The organism is Stenotrophomonas sp. 89682_Sma (genome assembly GCF_056481405.1).
The window spans coordinates 3,626,912-3,646,596 of the sequence record NZ_CM151147.1 but is presented as its reverse complement, the minus strand read 5'-3'; the positions used below and the strand labels follow the sequence as shown (position 1 = coordinate 3,646,596).

At 68.6% G+C, this 19,685-nt stretch carries 13 protein-coding genes; 9 read left to right on the top strand and 4 right to left on the bottom strand.

Annotated elements, in window-relative coordinates:
- Nucleotides 1-256 precede the first annotated feature (256 nt).
- Together ACZK29_RS16910 and tsaB are read left to right on the top strand one after the other, a co-directional pair.
- Entirely contained in the window at nt 257-2,305 is a 2,049-nt protein-coding gene (locus tag ACZK29_RS16910) for an ATP-dependent DNA helicase (protein ID WP_478446272.1), read from the top strand.
- A 9-nt stretch (nt 2,306-2,314) separates the two neighbouring features.
- Nucleotides 2,315-3,028 (top strand): tRNA (adenosine(37)-N6)-threonylcarbamoyltransferase complex dimerization subunit type 1 TsaB, encoded by a 714-nt coding sequence (tsaB, locus tag ACZK29_RS16905; protein ID WP_019336376.1) that lies wholly within the window; start codon nt 2,315-2,317, stop codon nt 3,026-3,028.
- Nucleotides 3,029-3,525: 497 nt separating this feature from the next.
- Here tsaB and ACZK29_RS16900 read toward each other — a convergent pair whose 3' ends face one another.
- Both ACZK29_RS16900 and gshB read right to left on the bottom strand, forming a co-directional pair.
- Nucleotides 3,526-4,410: an energy transducer TonB gene (locus ACZK29_RS16900; RefSeq protein ID WP_111203644.1), complete on the bottom strand. Its 885-nt coding sequence runs from the start codon at nt 4,408-4,410 to the stop codon at nt 3,526-3,528.
- A complete protein-coding gene (gene gshB, locus ACZK29_RS16895; protein WP_111113212.1) occupies nt 4,410-5,357 on the bottom strand; it encodes a glutathione synthase in 948 nt (315 codons plus the stop codon). Before gshB ends, ACZK29_RS16900 begins: the two co-directional genes overlap by 1 nt.
- 240 nt (nt 5,358-5,597) lie before the next feature.
- On the opposite strand from gshB, the gene pilG reads away from it, so the two are divergent.
- The 7 genes from pilG (at nt 5,598) to ACZK29_RS16860 (ending at nt 17,467) form a co-directional block, all read left to right on the top strand.
- The gene (gene pilG, locus ACZK29_RS16890) at nt 5,598-5,999 is read left to right on the top strand and encodes a twitching motility response regulator PilG (protein ID WP_005418455.1); all 402 of its coding nucleotides are present in this window, start codon (nt 5,598-5,600) and stop codon (nt 5,997-5,999) included.
- Nucleotides 6,000-6,017: 18 nt separating this feature from the next.
- Nucleotides 6,018-6,380: a response regulator gene (locus ACZK29_RS16885; RefSeq protein ID WP_478446271.1), complete on the top strand. Its 363-nt coding sequence runs from the start codon at nt 6,018-6,020 to the stop codon at nt 6,378-6,380.
- Nucleotides 6,380-6,910, top strand: a complete 531-nt coding sequence (locus tag ACZK29_RS16880) for a chemotaxis protein CheW (protein WP_005410716.1) — start codon at nt 6,380-6,382, stop codon at nt 6,908-6,910. The genes ACZK29_RS16885 and ACZK29_RS16880 overlap by 1 nt, the downstream gene beginning before the upstream one ends.
- Before the next feature lie 41 nt (nt 6,911-6,951).
- Nucleotides 6,952-8,988: a methyl-accepting chemotaxis protein gene (locus tag ACZK29_RS16875; protein ID WP_111203647.1), complete on the top strand. Its 2,037-nt coding sequence runs from the start codon at nt 6,952-6,954 to the stop codon at nt 8,986-8,988.
- 100 nt (nt 8,989-9,088) lie between these two features.
- The gene (locus tag ACZK29_RS16870) at nt 9,089-15,685 is read left to right on the top strand and encodes an Hpt domain-containing protein (protein ID WP_111203648.1); all 6,597 of its coding nucleotides are present in this window, start codon (nt 9,089-9,091) and stop codon (nt 15,683-15,685) included.
- A complete protein-coding gene (locus ACZK29_RS16865; RefSeq protein WP_111203649.1) occupies nt 15,672-17,006 on the top strand; it encodes a chemotaxis protein CheB in 1,335 nt (444 codons plus the stop codon). Before ACZK29_RS16870 ends, ACZK29_RS16865 begins: the two co-directional genes overlap by 14 nt.
- Nucleotides 17,003-17,467: a chemotaxis protein CheW gene (locus ACZK29_RS16860; RefSeq protein WP_005410712.1), complete on the top strand. Its 465-nt coding sequence runs from the start codon at nt 17,003-17,005 to the stop codon at nt 17,465-17,467. Before ACZK29_RS16865 ends, ACZK29_RS16860 begins: the two co-directional genes overlap by 4 nt.
- An 88-nt stretch (nt 17,468-17,555) precedes the next feature.
- On the opposite strand, the gene ACZK29_RS16855 is transcribed toward ACZK29_RS16860, so the two are convergent.
- Entirely contained in the window at nt 17,556-18,293 is a 738-nt protein-coding gene (locus tag ACZK29_RS16855; protein WP_111113208.1) for a 16S rRNA (uracil(1498)-N(3))-methyltransferase, read from the bottom strand.
- Entirely contained in the window at nt 18,284-19,675 is a 1,392-nt protein-coding gene (bioA, locus tag ACZK29_RS16850) for an adenosylmethionine--8-amino-7-oxononanoate transaminase (RefSeq protein WP_459048394.1), read from the bottom strand. Before bioA ends, ACZK29_RS16855 begins: the two co-directional genes overlap by 10 nt.
- Nucleotides 19,676-19,685 lie beyond the last annotated feature (10 nt).

Genomic DNA, 19,685 nt, shown 5'->3' with positions numbered 1-19,685 from the left:
ACGCTACGGAGCACGTCCGTCCGTCACCGGGAAACTGTCGAAGGCGGGTCGGGAGGGGCAGGCAGGACCGTTGGCGCCATGGATGGCGCCATCGAGCCCCCAGGGATGGGTTTACGGCGTGTCCTGCCTGCCCCTCCCGACCCGCCCAGCATGTAGAAACCCAGAGCCATGAACCAAGCTGTTGCCGTTGCTTTTGCTGGTGCCCTGGCTTGAAACGGGTGCCGGGCAGCGCCCGGCCGGGTATCCTTTCCCTCTGATGTCCGACCTTGTCCATGCCAGCCGCGAAGCCCTCAGCGACGGCGGCGCGCTCGCCTCGCATCTGGACGCCTTCGTCCCGCGCCCGGCCCAACTGCGCCTGACCGAAGCCATCGCCGACGCGATGCAGCAGCGCGATCTGTTGCTGGCCGAGGCCGGTACCGGTACCGGCAAGACCTTCGCCTATCTGGTGCCGGTGCTGCTGTCCGGGCTGCGCACCATCATCTCCACCGGCACCCGTGCGCTGCAGGACCAGCTCTACCACCGTGACCTGCCGCGTGTGCGGCAGGCGCTCGGTGTCGGCCTGCGCAGCGCGCTGCTGAAGGGGCGTGCGAACTACCTCTGCCGCTATCGCCTGCAACAGGCGCGCGGCGAACCGCGTTTTTCCAGCCCCGAACAGGCCGCGCAGTTCCAGCGCATCCTGGCCTGGTCCGGTCGTTCGGAGTTCGGTGACATCGCCGAACTGGACGGCCTGGCTGATGATTCGCCGCTGCTGCCGATGGTCACATCCACCGTTGACAACTGCCTGGGCACCGATTGCCCGTTCTGGGACGACTGCTTCGTGGTGCGTGCGAGGCAACGCGCTCAGGCCGCCGACGTGGTGGTGGTCAACCATCACCTGCTGCTGGCCGACCTGGCATTGAAGCAGGATGGCTTTGGCGAGTTGTTGCCGGGGGCACAGGCCTTCGTCATCGACGAAGCGCATCAGCTGCCCGAGTTGGCCGCGCAGTTCTTCGGCGAAGGTTTCGGCATGCGCCCGTGGCAGGAACTGGGCCGCGACTGCCTGGCCGAAGCGCGTGGCGTGGGAGGCGCGCAGTCGGCGCTGCAGGAACCGGTCGACCAGTTGCAGCAGGCGCTGTTGGCGCTGCGCTCGGCGATGGAAGGGCTGCCAGCGCGTGGCACGCAATGGCGTGCACTGGCGATGCCGCAGGTGCGTGATGGCTTCGACACGGTGATGGCTGGCCTGGTGACGCTGGAACAGGCGCTGCAGCCGCTGCGCGAAGCGGCTGCCGGCCTCGATGCCTGCCATGCGCGGGCGCGCGAAGCGGTTTCGCGGCTCGGCCGCTGGCTGGGCGATGACGAACCCAGCCTCGATTTCGATACCGATCCGGCGGAGACCGCCAGCGCCGCCGACGTGCTCTGGTACGAGCTAACGCCGCGTGGTTTCCGCTGCCAGCGCACGCCGATGGATGTGTCCGGCCCGTTGCGCGAGCATCGCGAACGCAGTCGCGCCGCATGGATCTTCACCTCGGCGACGCTGACCGTCGGCGGCGGATTCGATCACATCGCCACGCGCCTGGGCCTGGACGATCCGCACACGCTGGTCCAGCCAAGCCCCTTCAATTGGCCCGAGCAGGCGTTGTGCTACCTGCCCGAAGGCCTGCCCGATCCGGCCGCACGTGGTTTCGGAACCGCGCTGATCCAGACCCTGCGGCCGGTGCTGCAGGCTTCGCAGGGCAGGGCGTTCCTGCTGTTCGCCTCGCACCGTGCGCTGCGCGAGGCAGCCGAGGCGCTGCGCGACGGGCCGTGGCCGCTGTTCGTGCAGGGCGAGGCGCCGCGCGCGACCCTGCTGCAGCGCTTCCGCGAATCGGGCAATGGCGTGCTGCTGGGCTCGGCCAGTTTCCGTGAAGGCGTGGACGTGGTCGGTGAGGCGCTGAGCGTGGTGATGATCGACAAGCTGCCGTTCGCGGCGCCGGACGATCCGGTGTACGAGGCACGGCTGGAGGCGATCCGCAGCCAGGGCGGCAATCCGTTCCGCGATGAGCAGCTGCCGCAGGCGGTGATCGCGCTGAAACAGGGCGTCGGTCGCCTGATCCGCAGTGAGAGCGACCGTGGTGTGTTGGTATTGTGCGACCCGCGCCTGCTCAACCGGGGCTATGGCCGGGTCTTCCTCGATTCACTGCCGCCATTCCGCCGTACCCGCAGTCTGGCCGATGTGCAGGCCTTCTTTACGCCACAATGGGCGCCCGTGGCCGATGATGCGGCTGCCCCGGCCGCCGTTGCGACCGGTCCCGAGCCGGCGCCCGGTGCCACGTTCCCCCTGTTCTGACCCGATCCGATGAAACTGCTCGCCTTTGAAACCGCCACCGAAGCCTGTTCCGTTGCCCTGCATGTCGATGGGCAGGTACTGGAACGTTTCGAGATCGCCCCGCGCCGGCATGCCGAACTGAGCCTGCCGTGGGCGGAGGCGTTGCTGGCCGAAGCCGGCATCAGCCGCCGCCAGCTGGACGGTATCGCGCTCAGCCGCGGCCCGGGTGCGTTCACCGGCGTGCGCCTGGCGATTGCCATTGCCCAAGGCATTGCGCTGGCACTGGATCGGCCATTGCTGCCGGTCTCGACGCTGCAGGTGCTGGCGCTGCGGGCGCCGGCCGAAGAAACGCAGATCCTGTCGGCGATCGATGCACGGATGGGAGAGTTGTACGTTGCGCGCTTCGAGCGTGTTGACGGCCTGCCGCTCGCGCGCGATGGCGAGCGTGTATGTGCACCGGCAGCAGTGGCGCTGCCGGACGGGCTGTCGGCCTATGGCGTCGGCACCGGCTTCGGCGCGGCCGATGGCGCGCTGGTGGCGCAGTTGGGCAGTGGCCTTCGCGGATTCGATGCGACAGCACTGCCGCGGGCATCGGATGTGCTGGCACTGGCGGTGCCGGCGTTCGCGCGTGGCGAGGCGATTGCGCCGGAGAAGGTCGAGCCGGCGTACCTGCGTGACAACGTGGCACTGACCCTGGTCGAGCAGCAGGCTGCGCGCGAGGCGAAGGCGAAGGCCAACGGCTGAGCCCCTCGTGGCGGGGTTGGTTGATCGCGTAAATCAAAAGCCGCGCTTGGCCGGGCGGGTGGGCTGCGCAGGGGGCGCTGCAAGTACTTCCCTGTAAGCTCGGTCGCCGCATCCATGCGGCTCACGCCCCTGCGCAGCCCACCCGCTCGGCCTCTGACAGTTTCCGTGTGCGTCCGCCACGGAAAATCAAAAAAAGAAAATCAAAGTCAAAAGCGGATCGCTTCGCTCGCGTCCACGCGTGGCGTGGATGTGTGTCGACCAAGGTCGACACCTACCAAAGCAATGGTGCGCCGCGATCTGTCAGAGGTGGGGTGGTGTGGGCTGGCAGGACCGTTGGCGCCATGGATGGCGCCATCGAGCCCCCATGGATGGGTTCACGGCGTGTCCTGCCAGCCCACACCGCCCCGCCAAGCCCGGAATTCCTGCCGCTGCTTTGGCTGTTGCCGTTGCTCTGGCTTCGCAGCGGGTCCCGGGCCGCAGGCCCGGGCAACAAACCCCTACCGGTCGTCGTGCAGGGTGCCGCCCGGCAGGAATACCCACGTGCGGGTGACCTGCAGGATATCGATCTCGTCCTCGGTCTTAGGCAACGGCGGGAACGGCTGCGCCAGCTTCACCACCCGCAGCGCCGCTTCATCCAGCAACGGCGTCCCGCTCGAACGCAGGATCCGGCTGCTCTCCACGCTGCCATCGCGGCGCACGCCCACGCTGATCACCACCTGGCCGCCGAGACGGCGCTGCCTGGCCTCATCCGGGTAGTTCAGGTTGCCTACCTTCTCCGCACGGTCGACCCAGGCGCGCAGGTAATTGGCATAGGCATATTCGCGCGTGCTGGCCGACACGAACTTGCGGTTCGGGCGCTTGGCGTACTGCGCCGAGCGCAGGTGCACTTCGGCAGCCAGCCGCGCCATCTCCACGTCGCGCTGCTCGCGTGCGCTCAAGGGCGCATCCGGTTCGGGCTGATCCGGCGTGGGGCGGGACTGTGCCTGCGCCACCACCTCTTCGCCATTGCGGCTGCTGACCACCCGCGCCTGTGGCGGCGGAACCGGCGCGGCCGATTGCTGCTGCTGTGGAACCGGGCTGATTCCGGACTGGGCCTGCGGCACGATGCCGGCCTGGTTGTCGCGCGGACGCTGCGCGCGGTCGTGCTCGCCACCACCTTCCTGGTTGGCTGCAGCCAGGAAGTCGGCCTGTTTCGGGGTCAGCGCGGTGCGGGTCTGGCTGAAGATCACTTCCAGCGTCGGCACCAGTGGCGCATCGCCCTTCACGGCGAAGCCCACGCCCAGGATCAGCAGGGCGTGGACCAGCACCGACAGCGCGATGGTCGCCCCCAGCCGTTGCGCTTCGCGCGGCGGCGGGGGCAGTACGGCAGGTGCGGCAGGCATCAGCGCAGGCCGGCCTCGAGTGCGTCGAACAGGGTGCCGGCAATGTTCAGGCCGTACTGGGCGTCCAGTTCGCGCACGCAGGTCGGGCTGGTCACGTTGACCTCGGTCAGGTAATCGCCGATCACGTCCAGGCCGACGAAGCGCATCCCACGGCGCTTCATCTCCGGGCCGACCTGGGCGGCGATCCAGCGGTCGCGTTCGCTCAGCGGCCGGCCTTCGCCGCGGCCACCGGCGGCCAGGTTGCCGCGGAATTCATCACCCTGCGGGATGCGCGCCAGGCAGTAGTCGACGGGCTCGCCATCGACCAGCAGGATGCGCTTGTCGCCGGCGGTGATGTCCGGGATGAATTTCTGCGCCAGCGCCATCCTGCGGCCACCGTCGGTCAGCGTTTCCAGAATCACGTTCAGGTTCGGATCGCCCTGGCCGCTGCGGAAGATCGAGCGGCCGCCCATGCCATCCAGCGGCTTCAGCACGGCCTGGCCATGCTCCAGTGCGAAGGCCTTCAACGCCTTGGCATCGCGGCTGACCAGGGTCGGCGGGCAGCATTGCGGGAACAGCAGGGCGGCCAGCTTCTCGTTGTAGTCGCGCAGGCCCTGCGGGTTGTTGACCACGCAGGCGCCGGCAGCTGCGGCCACGTCCAGCACCTGGGTGTCATAGATGTACTCGGCGTCGACCGGCGGGTCCTTGCGCATCAGCACGATCTGGCCGGGGCCGAATTCGGTGCGGCTGAATGCGCCCAGCTCATACCAGCCGGCCGGGTCGTCGCGCACCTGCAATGGCGCGGTCTGGGCCACCGCCACGCCGCCCTCCAGGGCCAGGCCACCCGGACGCACGTAGTGCAGGGCATGGCCGCGGCGCTGGGCTTCCAGCAGCATGGCGAAGGTGGTGTCCTTGGCGATCTTGATGTGGGCGATGGGGTCCATCACCACGATGACGTTCAACGGCATGGGCGCACCTGTCAGGCAAGGCGTTGATGGTAGCGGCAACGCCGGTCGCGCGCCTCCCCGCCGTACTGCAACGCTGCGTCCGCCCGGCGCTCGCGCAGTCATTGCGAAACCCGTCACGTTCAGGAGGCTGCCATGCCCCACGCCGTGGGGCGGCCTTGAAGCGGGCGCGGAAAGTGCGATATAGATACGCTTTCGTAGCGGCCCCCGCCAGAGATCGGGCCGTGCGCTTGGGGATAGGCAATGACTGAAAACACGACTGCGGGCGGGGAACTCGCAGGACTCCGGGTGATGGTCATCGATGATTCGAAGACCATCCGCAGGACTGCGGAAACGCTGCTCAAGCGCGAAGGCTGCGAGGTGGTCACCGCCACCGACGGCTTCGAAGCGCTTGCGAAGATCGCAGACCAGCAACCGCAGATCATCTTCGTCGACATCATGATGCCGCGCCTGGACGGGTACCAGACCTGTGCGCTGATCAAGGGCAACCAGCTGTTCAAGGCGACCCCGGTCATCATGCTCTCGTCCAAGGATGGCCTGTTCGACAAGGCGCGGGGACGCATCGTCGGCTCGGAGCAATACCTGACGAAGCCTTTCACGCGTGAAGAACTGCTGGGTGCCATCCGCACATACGTCAACGCCTGACCAGGGGGGAAAGGCACAATGGCTCGTATCGTTCTGATCGAGGATTCACCGACCGACCGCGCGGTGTTCACCCAGTGGCTGCGCCGTGCCGGCCACGAGGTGCTGGAAGCGGACAACGCCGAGGATGGACTGAAGCTGGTGCGCGACCAGGTGCCGCAGCTGGTGCTGATGGATGTGGTCCTGCCCGGCATGAGCGGCTTCCAGGCGACCCGGGCGATGGCCCGTGACGCAGCGATCAAGCACATCCCGGTGATCATCGTCAGCACCAAGGCGATGGAAACCGACAAGGCCTGGGGCCTGCGCCAGGGCGCGGCCGATTACATCGTCAAGCCGCCGCGCGAGGATGAACTGATCGCGCGGATCAACGAGCTGGTGGCCTGATGCGCTCGCCCTTCGACATTCTCGAAGCCTATGAACGGCGCAGCCTGGCCCACGCGGTGCAGCTGCCCGAGCGGCAGTTCGCGCAGGACCTCTGGCGTGGCGTGGGGTACCGCGTCGGCCAGCGCCGGCTGGTGTCCGATTTCCGCGAAGTGGTGGAGATCGTGCCGATGCCGCCGGTCACCCCGGTGCCGTGCGCTCAGCCGTGGCTGCTGGGCGTGGGCAACCTGCGCGGCAACCTGTTCCCGGTGGTCGACCTGAAGTACTTCCTCGAAGGCACGCGTACCGTGCAGCAGGAAGGCCAGCGCGTGCTGATCATGCGCCAGGCCGGTGGCGACGTCGCGCTGACCATCGATGAACTGTTCGGCCAGCGCAGCTTTGAACTGGACCAGCAGATCGCGGCCGGCACGCTGGCCGAAGGGCGCTACGGCCATTTCGTCGATCGCGCCTTCCACGCCGACGGCCATGACTGGGGCGTGTTCTCGCTCTCGCTGCTGTCGCGCACCCCTGAATTCCGGCAAGCCGCGGCCTGAGGCCGGGCACCGCCCCCTGCATTGAAGATCGAGGTTGAACGATGAGTACTGCTTCGGACGCCACCAAATCCGGCAAGCTGCGGCTGGGCGGCAGCAACCTCTGGCTGTTCCTGCTGCTGGCATCGATGATCCTGTTCGGCGTCAACACCGGCGTCGCCACCTGGCAGGGCAGCCGCCTGGCCGACGCCGGCTCCAAGGCCGCCGACCTGCAGGTGCTGTCGCAGCAGCTGGCCAACCAGGGCCGTGATGCCGTCGGCGGCAACGCGCAGGCGTTCACCGCCTTCAAGGCGACCCGCAATGCGATCGAACAGAACGTGTCGACCCTGCAGGGACGCTATGGCAAGGAGCCGGGCGTATCCGGCGCGATCACCACGCTGGGTGAAACCTGGGCGCCGCTGGGCAAGCAGGCCGGGCAGCTGGTGGCCAGCGAGCCGGCGGTGCTGGCCCTGGCCGGCAACGCCAACAACTTCACCGGCGCGGTGCCGGGCCTGCAGGCCCAGCTGAACGAGCTGGTGCGTGCGATGTCGGCCTCGGGTGCGCCGTCGTCGCAGGTGTACAGCGCACTGCAGCAGGTGGTGGTGGCCGGTTCGATGGCTCGCCGCGTGACCGAAATGCGTGCCGGTGGCAGCGCCGCGGCGACCTCCGGCGACGCGCTGGCACGTGACATCACCGTGTTCTCGCAGGTGCTCGATGGCCTGCGCAACGGCAACGAAGAACTGGGCATCACCGCCGTGCGCGGTGCCGCCGCCGTCGCCGCGCTGGAGCAGTCGCAGCAGAAGTGGGAAGCGATGAAGCAGGACGCCGACGCGATCCTGGCCAGCTCGCGCCAGCTGTTCGCCGCGCAGTCGGCGGCCACCGCGCTGGGCCAGGGTTCGGCGCACATGCTGGACGACAGCCGCAAGCTGTTCGAGGCGTTCTCCTCGTTCGGTTCGGTGTCCGATACCCGCCTGTTCCCGAACTTCTGGATCGGCGTGGTGTCCGGTGCGCTGTCGCTGATCGCGATCATCGGTTTCGTCTCCACCAACGTGCGCAGCCGCTCGCGCGAGCAGGAACTGCGTTACCAGACCCAGGTGGAATTCAACAGCCGCAACCAGCAGGCGATCATGCGGCTGCTGGACGAAATTTCCTCGCTCGGTGAGGGTGACCTGACGGTGAAGGCCTCGGTGACCGAGGACATGACGGGCGCGATCGCGGACGCAATCAATTACGCGGTCGACGAGCTGCGCCACCTGGTGACCACCATCAACGACACCTCGGCCAAGGTCGCGCTGTCCACCCAGGAAACCCAGGCCACCGCCATGCAGCTGGCAGAGGCGGCGGGCCACCAGGCCAACCAGATCACCTCGGCGTCGGACCGCATCGGCGAAATCGCGGCGAGCATCGAGCAGGTGTCGCGCAACTCGGCCGAATCGGCCGACGTGGCACAGCGCTCGGTGGTGATCGCCGCCGAGGGTGCAGGCGTGGTGCGCGAGACCATCCAGGGCATGGACCAGATCCGCGACCAGATCCAGGAAACCTCCAAGCGCATCAAGCGCCTGGGCGAGTCGTCGCAGGAAATCGGCTCGATCGTGGAACTGATCAACGACATTTCCGAGCAGACCAACATCCTGGCGTTGAACGCGGCAGTGCAGGCTGCTTCGGCCGGTGAAGCCGGCCGCGGTTTCGCGGTCGTGGCCGACGAAGTGCAGCGCCTGGCAGAACGCACCTCGGGCGCGACCCGACGCATCGAAAACCTGGTGCAGGCCATTCAGGCCGATACCAACGAAGCGGTCACCTCGATGGAACAGACCACCGCCGAAGTGGTGTCCGGTGCACGCCTGGCCGAGGACGCCGGCACCGCGCTGACCGAAATCGAGCGCGTGTCCAATGCACTGAACACCCTCATCAAGAACATCTCCATCGCCGCCCAGCAGCAGTCGGCCGCGGCCTCGGACATCACCCGCACCATGGGCGTGATCCGGCAGATCACCGGCCAGACCTCGCAGGGTGCCGGGCAGACCGCCGAATCGATCGGCCACCTCGCGCAGCTGGCGGCGGACCTGCGTCGTTCGGTCGCCGACTTCAAGCTGCCGGCGTGACGCGGGCAGGGCGGCGAGCAAGGAACCAGTCGATGAAGCATTTCCATTCCCCACGCCAGAACTTGCGCGGCCTCCGCGCGGCGGCGAACGGAGCGCGTCCATGAGCAGTCTGCGCGATGCGATGAGCCACGCAGCGCTGGGCTGGGTCAAGCCCGAGCTGGACGAGACCCTGCGCCAGGTGCGCAACGAGGTCGAGTACTACGCGGAAGACCCGAGCGATGCCAGCCGCATGCGCATCTGCGCCGGCTACCTGCACCAGGTGCAGGGCACCCTGCGCATGGTCGAGCTGTACGCCCCGGCCATGGTGGCCGAGGAGCTGGAACAACTGGCCCATGCCATCGGTGCCGGTGGCGTGGCCGACCGAGATGAAGCCTGCGCAACCCTGATGCGCGGCAGCGTGCTGCTGCCCGACTACCTGGAGCGCCTGCAGAACGGTCATCGCGACATTCCGATCGTGTTGATGCCGTTGCTCAACGAGATCCGCGCCGCACGTGGCGAGGACGGCGTGCATGACAGCGTGCTGCTGGCGTTCGCGCCGGACAGCGTCACCGCCACCGAAGCCGAGCTGGACCATGCGCGTGGCAGCCTGAGCGGGCGCAACCGCGAACTGCTCGACACCGTTGGCAGCGCGGTGAAGGAAGAGCTGCTGCGCATCAAGGACGCACTGGACCTGCACCTGCGTACCGGTGGTGCGCCGGAACAGCTGCAGACCCAGGCCAATGAACTGGGCGCGGTGGCCGATACGCTGGGCATGATGGGCCTGGGCGTGGCCCGCGGCGTGGTCGTGCAGCAGCGTGATGCACTGCGTGGCGTGGTCGAAGGCCGCCAGCAGATCGACGAAAACCTGCTGCTTGATATCGCCGGTGCGTTGCTCTACGTGGATGCCTCGCTGGATGACCAGGTCGCTCATCTGGGCGCCGGCGGCAGTGGCGAGGACGATCCGAGCGCAGTGGAGAACCGGCGCACGGTAGAGGTGCTGGCCCATGAGGCCATCGCCAACTTCGCCGCCGCCCGCGAGCATTTCGTCGCGTTCATCGAAACCGGCTGGCACCATGCCGAGCTGCAGGACGTGCCGCGCCTGCTGGGCGATGTCTCCGGTGCGCTGCGCATGCTCGACCTGGGTACCGCTGCCGACTACCTGCGCGGTGTACAGCAGTACATCGAGGCCGAGCTGATTGGTCGCCAGCGCGTGCCGAGCGGCCGCCAGCTGGACACCCTGGCCGATGCCATGGCCAGCCTGGAGTACTACCTGGAAGCCCTGCGCGACCGTCGTCCGGGCCGCGAGGACATCCTCGACATTACCCGCAGCAGCCTTGAGGCGCTGCGCTACTGGCCGCTGCCGGAGCGCGATGCGGCCGAGCCGGCACCGTTTGCGCCGCAGCCCATCGAGCGCGAGCCGGTTTCGCTGCCGGCCACGGCACTGCAGCCGGAGCACATCGAGATTCCGGTACAGTCGGCCGCGCCGGCGCCCGGTGAGGTAACAGTACCGCTGCCGGACTTCACCTTCGATCCACCACCGGCCACGCCTTCGCCGGCGGCGGTGGACAACAGCCTGATGTTCGGTGGGCTGGGATCCGTCGCCTCCGCGCCGCTGTCGCTGCATGACGAGGCGGATGCACCGCTGGTCTTTGCCGCTTCCAGTGCACCGGCGCCCGAGGTCCCGCAATGGGATCTGGCACCGTTCCATCCGGAGGCCGATCCGCTCGCTCCAGCGGACGATGAGCGCAGTCCGACATTTGCCAGCTTCGATCCCGTCAGTTTCGAACAGGTCGATGCAGGGCAGGGGGCCGCCACGCAGTGGACGCTGTCGGAGGCGACGCTGCCGGTGCAGTCCGGTGCGACGGCTGGCCTGGACGTCGAGGACGCCACCGACGCAACGCTGTCCATCGCGACCGACACGCACGCCGCACCGGTGTTCGACCCGGTGGCCGCCGAGCATGACGCGGTTTCTGCAAGCGACGACGTCGTGTTCCGTTTCGATGCAGATGCGCTGGACAATGCCGACGACGTGCTGTCGCTGCATGCGATGGAGACAGTGTCGCTGGAGGACGCTGCCGGGCTGCATCCGTCGCTGGAGAGCGTCGATGCCACCGCCCCTGCCGTGGTGGAAGAGAACGCTGTTGCTGCAGAACCGGACATCACCCCTGTGGATGTGCCGGTGGAAGCGCCCGCGCCGCTTGCCGATGCGCCGGCAGCGGCGGTGTCGGTGATCGACATCGACACCATCGCGCCGATTGATTTCAGCGAAGCCGACGCGCAGTTCTTTGCCGAGCTGAGCGCTGCCGCCGCGGACTTCAATCCGCAGGCGACCCCGACGCCGGCCGACGCGGAAGCGCCGGTCGCCGTGGGCGACGCGGAAGGTGCAGAAGCAGGCTTCGAGGCGGGTTTCGACGACGATGCCGAGAACATCGACGAGGACATCCGCGAGGTGTTCCTGGAAGAGTTCGACGACGAACTGGCCAACCTCGGTACGTTGCTGCCGGCTTGGCGCATGCAGCCGGACAACATGGACCGTCTGCGTCCTATCCGCCGCATCTTCCACACGCTCAAGGGCAGTGGCCGACTGGTCGGTGCACGCACCCTGGGTGAGTTCGCGTGGAAGATCGAGGGCATGCTCAACCGCGTGCTCGACGGCAGCCGCCCGGCGACGCCAGCCGTGCTGGCCATGGTCGACAACGCGCATGCCGCGCTGCCGCAGCTGAACGCCGCACTGCGCCATGGCCAGCGGATCAGCGTGGACCTGCAGGCGATGCAGGCCATTGCCGATCGCGTCGGCGCGGGTGAGGAAACCTATTACGTACCGCTGCCGGTCGCGGCGGCTCCCGCCGCACCGGTGGTCGAAGCCGATGGCGAGGACGAGATCAGCCGCATCCTCGAAGCCGAAGCAATGGCGTCGGTGCAGGCTGAAGCCGATGCGGACCCGGCGCCCGAAGCACTGGGCACGCCGGCCAACATCGACAGCGTGCTGCGCGAGATCCTGGAAGCCGAAGTGGAAGTCCACCAGGCGACCCTGCAGGACTGGCTGCGCTCGGCGCAGCAGGCACCGCAGCCGGTCAGCGATGCGCTGCTGCGCGCGGTGCACACCATGAACGGCGCCTTCGCGATGACCGAAGTGCCGGAAATCACTGCCGTTACCGGCGGTGCCGAGTCCTACATCAAGCGCGCGCTGGCCGCGGACGTGGTGCCGGGCGACGAGGGCGTGGCTGCGCTGGACGCGACCGCGCAGGCGATCACCGCGACCATGGAAGCGCTGCAGGCCGAACAGCCGCGCATCACTCCGCAGGAAGCGCTGGTGCAGCGCCTGCAGGCGCTGGCCGGTGAACTGCCGGAAGCGCGCTGGCCGATGGTCGGGCTGGAGGCCGACGACGAGGATCTGGCGCTGGAGGCCGGGGAGACTGGTCCTGCGTTCGAAGCTGCTGCGCCCGGGATCGAACCTGCCGGGCCCGAGCTGGAACCGCTTGCCGCCGATGTGCAGGCCGCCGGGACCGCGGGCGCGATCGACACAGGCCTCGATGTCGGCGAATTGACCGGCAGCGATGATCTGTCGCGATACTTCGATGCCGGATGGCCATCGGTACCGGGTGAAGGCGAAGCCATCGCCGAGGACATCGGATCGATTGAATCGATCCAGCCCGTCGACAGCGAGCCGGTTGGTGCGACGACCGACGTGGACGCCACAGCGACGCCGGTCGCGGAGGCCGATCTGACCGCCGCGGACGACCTGTCGCCCTACCTCGATGCCCGCGCGCTGCCGGTGGATGACCGCGACGCCGATGAGATGCCGGTGTCCGCGGAGGTTGACGCAATCGACCTGAATACGTCGATGTCTGCTGCGCTGGGTGATGCCGACGCCAGCCTCGACGACGACGCTGCTGCACTGCCACTCGACAGCGAGCTGTCGAGCCTGCAGGATGAAATGGCTGCGCCGGGTTTTGCAGAACCGGTCACGCTGGCAGCCGCGCTCGAGGCCGGCCTGCACGTGATCGACGAAGAGCAGACCCTGGACGACGACGGGCAATGGCCCGTGCTCGGCCTCCAGGCCAGCGAACTCGCGCCGGGCGAGGCGGAAGCCTTTGCCGAGGATGCGGACGTCGGCGGGGAGGCGGCGGTCGGCGAAGGAGAGAGCGCCGATCAGCCGTCCCCGGCGACGGTGAACGAGGTGAGCGCTGCCGAAGCACTGCAGGCCTCCGCCGAGCCGGTGCGGTTCTTCGAACTGGAAGATGCACCGGGGCAGGGCACGGCCGATGCCGATGCCGAACCTGCCGGGGCCGATGCTGTGGAGCGTGCCCCGCTCCACGATGAAGCTTCCACTCCGGAAGACTCCGCGGATGGCGCCGATGCGCTCGACTTCAGTGTGTACGACCGCGAGCTGGTCGACATCTTCGTCGAGGAAGGCAAGGATCTGCTTGACCACTGCGATGGCCTGATCAGCGAACTGCGCGATGCGCCGCAGGATCGGGAGGTACTGGCCGGCCTGCAGCGTGACCTGCACACCCTGAAGGGTGGCGCACGCATGGCCGGCATCAATGCCATCGGCGACCTTGGCCACAGCATCGAATCCCTGCTGGAAGCCGTGGCGGCAGGCCGCACCGAGATCGAACGCCGCGACGTGCAGCTGCTGGAGCGTGGCTTCGACCGCCTGCACCAGCTGCTCACGCGGACCGGTGCCCACCGCGTGGTGGAGCCTGCACAGGATCTGGTGGAGGCCTTCGAGGTCCGCACCACCACCGATATCGCGGCGACCGCTGCGGCCGCGCGTGCGGCCAGCGAGGCCGAGGCTGTGCCGGCACAGGCTGCGGGCCCGCTGACGACGCCGGCCGATGCCCCGCTGTCGGCACCGCTGCCGGCCGAAGGCGTGGCCGACGAAGACCCGTCCGCCCGTCCGCAGCAGGAACAGGTGCGCGTGCGCGCCGACCTGCTCGACCGACTGGTCAACCACGCCGGTGAAGTGGCGATCTACCGTTCGCGCCTGGAGCAGCAGCTCGGCGCCTTCCGTGGCGCCATGGGCGAACTGGAGCGCACCAATGCGCGTCTCCGCGACCAGCTGCGCCGCCTCGATCTGGAAACCGAGGCGCAGATCGTCGCCCGCTACCAGCGCGAACAGGACCAGGCCGACCAGAAGTTCGATCCGCTGGAACTGGACCGCTTCTCCACCCTGCAGCAGCTCAGCCGTGCGCTGAACGAGTCCGCCGCCGACCTTGGCGGCCTGCAGGGCGTGCTGGACGATCTGTCGCGCCAGTACGATTCGCTGCTGCAGCAGCAGTCGCGCGTCAGCTCCGAGCTGCAGGATGGCCTGATGCGCGCGCGCATGGTGCCGTTCGACGGCCTGGTGCCGCGCCTGCGCCGCGTGGTCCGCCAGTCCGGCATGGATACCGGCAAGCAGGTCCACCTGACCCTGGAAGGCACTCACGGCGAACTGGACCGCAACGTCCTCGACCGCATGGTCGCGCCGCTGGAACACATGCTGCGCAACTCCGTGGCCCATGGCCTGGAAGCGCCGGAACAGCGCCGCGCCGCCGGCAAGCCGGAGGAGGGCGAGATCGCCATCCGCCTGCACCGCGAAGGTTCGGAAATCGTGCTGGAAGTGGCCGACGACGGCGCCGGCCTGGACCGCGAAGCGATCCGACGCCGCGCCATCGACCGTGGACTGCTGGCCGCCGATGCGCAGCCGAACGAGCAGGAACTGGACAACCTGATCTTCGCCTCCGGTTTCACCACCGCCGATCAGGTCAGCCAGCTGGCAGGACGCGGCGTGGGCATGGACGTGGTGCGCAACGAAGTGCGCCAGCTGGGTGGTTCGGTGGACATCCAGTCGGTGCGTGGCCAGGGCGTGCGCTTCACCCTGCGCCTGCCGCAGACGCTGGCCGTCACCCAGGCGGTGTTCGTGCAGATCGGCGAAACCACCTTTGCGGTGCCGGTCGCCTCGGTCAGTGGCATCGGCCGCCTGTCGCGCGAGCGTTTCGAAGCGGCCGACAGCAGCTATCGCTACAGCGGCGAGGACTATCCGCTGTACGACCTCGGCAGCCTGGTCGGGCAGGCTCCGGCGCGTGCCGACGGCCAGGACCAGGTGCCGCTGCTGCTGGTCCGTGCCGGTGACCTGCGTGCCGCCGTGGCGATCGACCAGGTGCTGGGCAACCGCGAAATCGTGGTCAAGCCGGTCGGCCTGCAGATCGCTTCGGTGCCGGGCATCTACGGCGCCACCATCACCGGCGATGGCCGCGTGGTGGTGATCCTGGACGTGGCGCCGCTGGTGCGCCGCTTCCTCGCCAACCCGACGCTGCCGGTGCTGGCCAACGCCCCGCGCCAGGAGCGCCAGGTGCCGCTGGTGATGGTGGTGGACGACTCGCTGACCATGCGCAAGGTCACCGGGCGCATTCTCGAACGCCACAACTTCGAGGTCAGTGTCGCCCGCGACGGCGTGGAAGCACTGGAGCGCCTGGAAGAACGCGTGCCCGACCTGATGCTGCTGGACATCGAGATGCCGCGCATGGATGGCTACGAGCTCGCCACTGCGATGCGCGCCGACCCGCGCTACAAGGACGTGCCGATCGTGATGATCACCTCGCGCAGCGGCGACAAGCACCGCCAGCGCGCCTTCGAAATCGGCGTGCAGCGCTACCTGGGCAAGCCGTACCAGGAGCTGGACCTGATGCGTAACGTGTACGACCTGCTGGGGATCGCCCGTGTCCGTGAGTGAAGCCCAGGCGGCTCCGGCCGTCGCCCTGCTGGCCCGCCCTGGCGCGGCGCGCGAGCGCCTGCGCGAGGCGTTGTCGCACGCCGATGTGCAGCTGGTGCTGGAAGACGACCCGAACGGCCTGGAGCCGCAGCTCCTGCAGGACGCGCGTCCACAGTTCGTGGTGATCGCGCTGGAGGCGGCCATCGAGGATGCTCTGGAACGGCTTGAAGCGGTGCTGTCCGCACCGGGCCTGACCCTGGTCTTCGACGAGGCCGAACTCGCGGCGCGCCGTGATGGTTGGGAGGCACAGCGCTGGGGCCGCCACCTGGCCGCCAAGCTGCACGGTCACCAGCAGGTGCTGCCGCCGGGTGCGGAAGACGAACCCGCCCTGCAGCTGGAACCGGGTCACCCGGCACCGCCGCCGGCACCACGGGAAGAAGCGCTTCAGCCGCATCTGGACCAGGCATTGAGCTGGGCGGACGAAGTGCCGGCGGACAGCCTGTATGCGCCACCGGCGCACCTGCACGAACCGATCGCACTGGAGCAGGCACTGGCCGCGCTGCAGCCGGTCGTGCCGGCGCCGCTGGAGGCAGCGCCGATGCAGCCGGTCGCCACGCCGGCCGCACCGGTTACGCCGCCGGTTTCCTTCGACCACACCGCGTGGTCGCTGGTCGAGGACGTGGCAGACGTACCCGCGGCCACCGGCCACAGCGCCGCGGTGGAAGCGCCGCTGCCATCCTTCGATACCAATCACCTCAGCCTGGTGGACCTGGACGCTGCGGCGCCTGCGGGCGCACGTGCCGGTTCGCTGCTGGTGCTGGCCGGCATTGGTGGCCCGGATGCGCTGCGCCGCCTGCTCGGTGCGTTGCCGTCGTCGCTGAGCGTACCGGTGCTGGTGCACATGCGCCTGGATGGCGGCCGCTACGGCAACCTGGTCAAGCAGATGGCACGCGTGTCGCCGTTGCCGGTGCAGCTGGCCGAAGCCGGCCAGCGGGCCGTTCCCGGTGAAGTGCACGTGCTGGCCGATGACATCGGCGTAAGCGTGACCGCCGACGGCCTGCATTTCCTCAGCGATGCACAGGGTATCTCGCTGGCCGCGCTGCCGGCGGAGCACACTGCGCTGGTGCTGCTCAGCGGCGCCGACCTGGCCCATGTCGGGCCGGCGCTGGACCTTGCCGCAGCCGGTGCCTGGGTAGCCGGCCAGGTGGGCGAGGGCTGCTACGACCCCGCCGCGGCGACCGCCGTGGTGGCTGCCGGCATGGTGGCCGGCGAACCGCAGGACCTGGCGCAGGCGATTGCCGCGCGCTGGGGCGAGCAGGACGACAACGGAGACGCACCATGAGCTATGCCAGCAATGACGAAATCCGCGGCGTCCTGATCCAGGCCGGCAACGAGCGCGTGCTGCTGCCCAATGCCACCGTGGCCGAAATGATGTCGCGGGTGCCGGTACAGCCGGTCTCCGATGCACCGCGCTGGCTGGTCGGCGAGATCGGCTGGCACGGCTGGCAGGTGCCGCTGGTGTCGTTCGCGCGGCTTTCCGGGCTGGGCGAGGAAGCGGTGGGTGGCCACAACAAGGTGGTGGTGCTGAAGGCCCTGAGCGGCAACGCGCAGCGCCCGTACTACGCGCTGCTGACGCAGAATTTCCCGCAGTTGATCTCGGTGCCGCGCGATGGCCTGCTGGCCGATGCTTCCGAGGAAACCCTGCCGCAGATTGTGCACATGCGCGTGTTGCTGGGTGAGCAGAGCGCATTGCTGCCAAACCTGGACGCGCTGGAAGCCGCGCTGGATTCACTGGCGGCCTGATCCACCAGACCGGTAGTGCCGGCCGCTGGCCGGCAACCTCATGATCCCGTGGATGCCGGCCAGCGGCCGGCACTACCACGAACCAGCCTTACCCAAGATCGCCCAACCGCGCCTGCAATGCCGCGATCGCGGCCAGGCCGGCCGTCTCCGTGCGCAGGATGCGCGGGCCCAGCTGCAGCCCCTGGAAGCCGGCCGCCGCCAGTTGATCGCGGTCGCGCGGCGACCACCCGCCTTCCGGGCCGATCGCGATCACGATGCCGCCCGCCGGCGCCGCGTCCAGCGTCGACAGGCGATGGGCACCCAGCGGGTCCAGCGTCAGCCGCAGCGTATCGGCCGGCAGCGTTGCCGCAGCCTGCGCCAGTGACAACGGCGAGCCCACCTGCGGAATACGCGCGCGCCCGGACTGGCCGCAGGCCGAGGTCACCACGTTGTTCCAGTGCGCCACGCGCTTCTCCGCGCGCGCGGCATCCAGCTTCACCTCAGTGCGCTCGGCATTCACCGGAACGATGGCGCTCACGCCCAACTCGGTGGCCTTCTGCAGGATCAGGTCCATCTTCTCGCCTCGGGCAATGCCCTGCAGCAGAGTGATCGCCAGCGGCGATTCGTTGTCCACCGCCTGCACCGCATCGATGCGCACCTGCACCTCGCGCTTGCCGGCCGCGGTCAGCGTGGCGCTGTAGTCGTGGCCATCGCCGTTGAACAGCACGCAGGTATCACCCTCGCGCAGGCGCATCACCCGCACCAGATGGTTGGCCGTCTCTTCCGGCAGGGTCACGGTCTGGCCGCTGTGCAGCGCCAGGTCGATGGGGCAGCGGGTCACGCGCATGCAATCGCCTCGTCAATCGCCGCCAGCGTGGTATGTGCCAGCAGCTCCAGTTGTTCGTCATCCACGCAGTAGGGTGGCATCCAGTACAGCACGTCGCCCAACGGACGCAGCACCACGCCACGCTTCAGCGCGGCCTTGTAGGCGTGCAGTCCCAGTCGCAGCGCCGGGTCGAACGGGGTGCGCTTGTTGCCATCATGCGACAGCTCGAAGGCCACCACCATGCCGGCCTGGCGGACGTCGGCCACGTGCGGATGGTCGCTGAATGGCGCAGCCAGCGTGCCCATCACCGAGGCGATGCCACGGTTGCGGGCGATCACATCGTCGTCGCGGAAGATGTCCAGCGTCGCCAGCGCAGCCGCACAGGCCAGCGGGTTGCCGGTGTAGCTGTGCGAATGCAGGAAGGCGCGCTCGCGCGAGTCATCAAGGAAGGCGTCGTACAGCGTCTGCGTGGCCAGCACCGCGGCCAGCGGCAGGAAGCCGCCGGTCAGTCCCTTGGACAGGCACATCAGGTCTGGCATCACGCCGGCCTGCTCGCAGGCGAACAGGGTGCCGGTGCGGCCGAAGCCGGTGGCGATCTCGTCGGCGATCATGAATGCGCCGTGCGCATCACACAGCTCGCGCACACGCTGCAGGTAGACCGGGTCATGCATGCGCATGCCGCCGGCGCACTGCAGGCGCGGCTCCAGGATCACCGCGCAGATTTCGCCGGGATGCTGGTCGAACAGGGTGGCCAGGCCATCGGCGGCCTGGCGCGCACGATCAGCCGCACTCTGGCCCGGCTCGGCCAGGTAGGCATCGGGCGAGGGCGCGAACAGGCCTTCGGCCAGCAGCGGTGCGTAGACGCGGCGGTACAACGGGATGTCCGCCATCGCCAGCGCGCCAAGGGTCTCGCCGTGGTAGCCGTTCTCCAGCGCGATGAAACGCGTGCGCCGTGGCTCGCCGCGGTTCTGGAAATACTGGAATGCCATCTTCAGCGCGACTTCCACGCCGGCCGAGCCGTTGTCGGCGTAGAACACCTTGGCCAACGGCTCGCGGCCGGGCTGGCGTGGCGCCAGCGCAAGCAGGCGCTCGGCCAGGGTGATCGCCGGCTCGTGGCCGAAGCCCGCCAGCATCACCTGTTCCAGCTGCCCGGCCTGCGCCGCGATGGCGCCGCCGATGCGCGGCTCGGCATGGCCGAACAGATTGGTCCACCAGCTGCTGACGGCGTCCAGATAGCGGTTGCCGTCGTGGTCGATCAGCCATGCACCTTCACCACGGGCGATCGGCACCAGCGGCAGGGTGTGCGGGTGCTCACGCATCTGCGTGCACGGGTGCCACAGCACCTGCAGGTCGCGTTGCCGCCAGTGCTGGGCCAGCGGGGAGGGGGTTGGGTCTGCTAGCATTTCGGGCTCA

Bases quoted from the DNA above. Each gene is read 5' to 3' on its own strand.
- ACZK29_RS16860 (WP_005410712.1), top strand. From the start codon at position 17,003: ATGAGCTATGCCAGCAATGACGAAATCCGCGGCGTCCTGATCCAGGCC.
- ACZK29_RS16870 (WP_111203648.1), top strand. From the start codon at position 9,089: ATGAGCAGTCTGCGCGATGCGATGAGCCACGCAGCGCTGGGCTGGGTC.
- ACZK29_RS16875 (WP_111203647.1), top strand. From the start codon at position 6,952: ATGAGTACTGCTTCGGACGCCACCAAATCCGGCAAGCTGCGGCTGGGC.
- ACZK29_RS16880 (WP_005410716.1), top strand. From the start codon at position 6,380: ATGCGCTCGCCCTTCGACATTCTCGAAGCCTATGAACGGCGCAGCCTG.
- bioA (WP_459048394.1), bottom strand. From the start codon at position 19,675: ATGCTAGCAGACCCAACCCCCTCCCCGCTGGCCCAGCACTGGCGGCAA.
- ACZK29_RS16855 (WP_111113208.1), bottom strand. From the start codon at position 18,293: ATGCGCGTGACCCGCTGCCCCATCGACCTGGCGCTGCACAGCGGCCAG.
- ACZK29_RS16910 (WP_478446272.1), top strand. From the start codon at position 257: ATGTCCGACCTTGTCCATGCCAGCCGCGAAGCCCTCAGCGACGGCGGC.
- pilG (WP_005418455.1), top strand. From the start codon at position 5,598: ATGACTGAAAACACGACTGCGGGCGGGGAACTCGCAGGACTCCGGGTG.
- ACZK29_RS16885 (WP_478446271.1), top strand. From the start codon at position 6,018: ATGGCTCGTATCGTTCTGATCGAGGATTCACCGACCGACCGCGCGGTG.
- ACZK29_RS16900 (WP_111203644.1), bottom strand. From the start codon at position 4,410: ATGCCTGCCGCACCTGCCGTACTGCCCCCGCCGCCGCGCGAAGCGCAA.
- gshB (WP_111113212.1), bottom strand. From the start codon at position 5,357: ATGCCGTTGAACGTCATCGTGGTGATGGACCCCATCGCCCACATCAAG.
- tsaB (WP_019336376.1), top strand. From the start codon at position 2,315: ATGAAACTGCTCGCCTTTGAAACCGCCACCGAAGCCTGTTCCGTTGCC.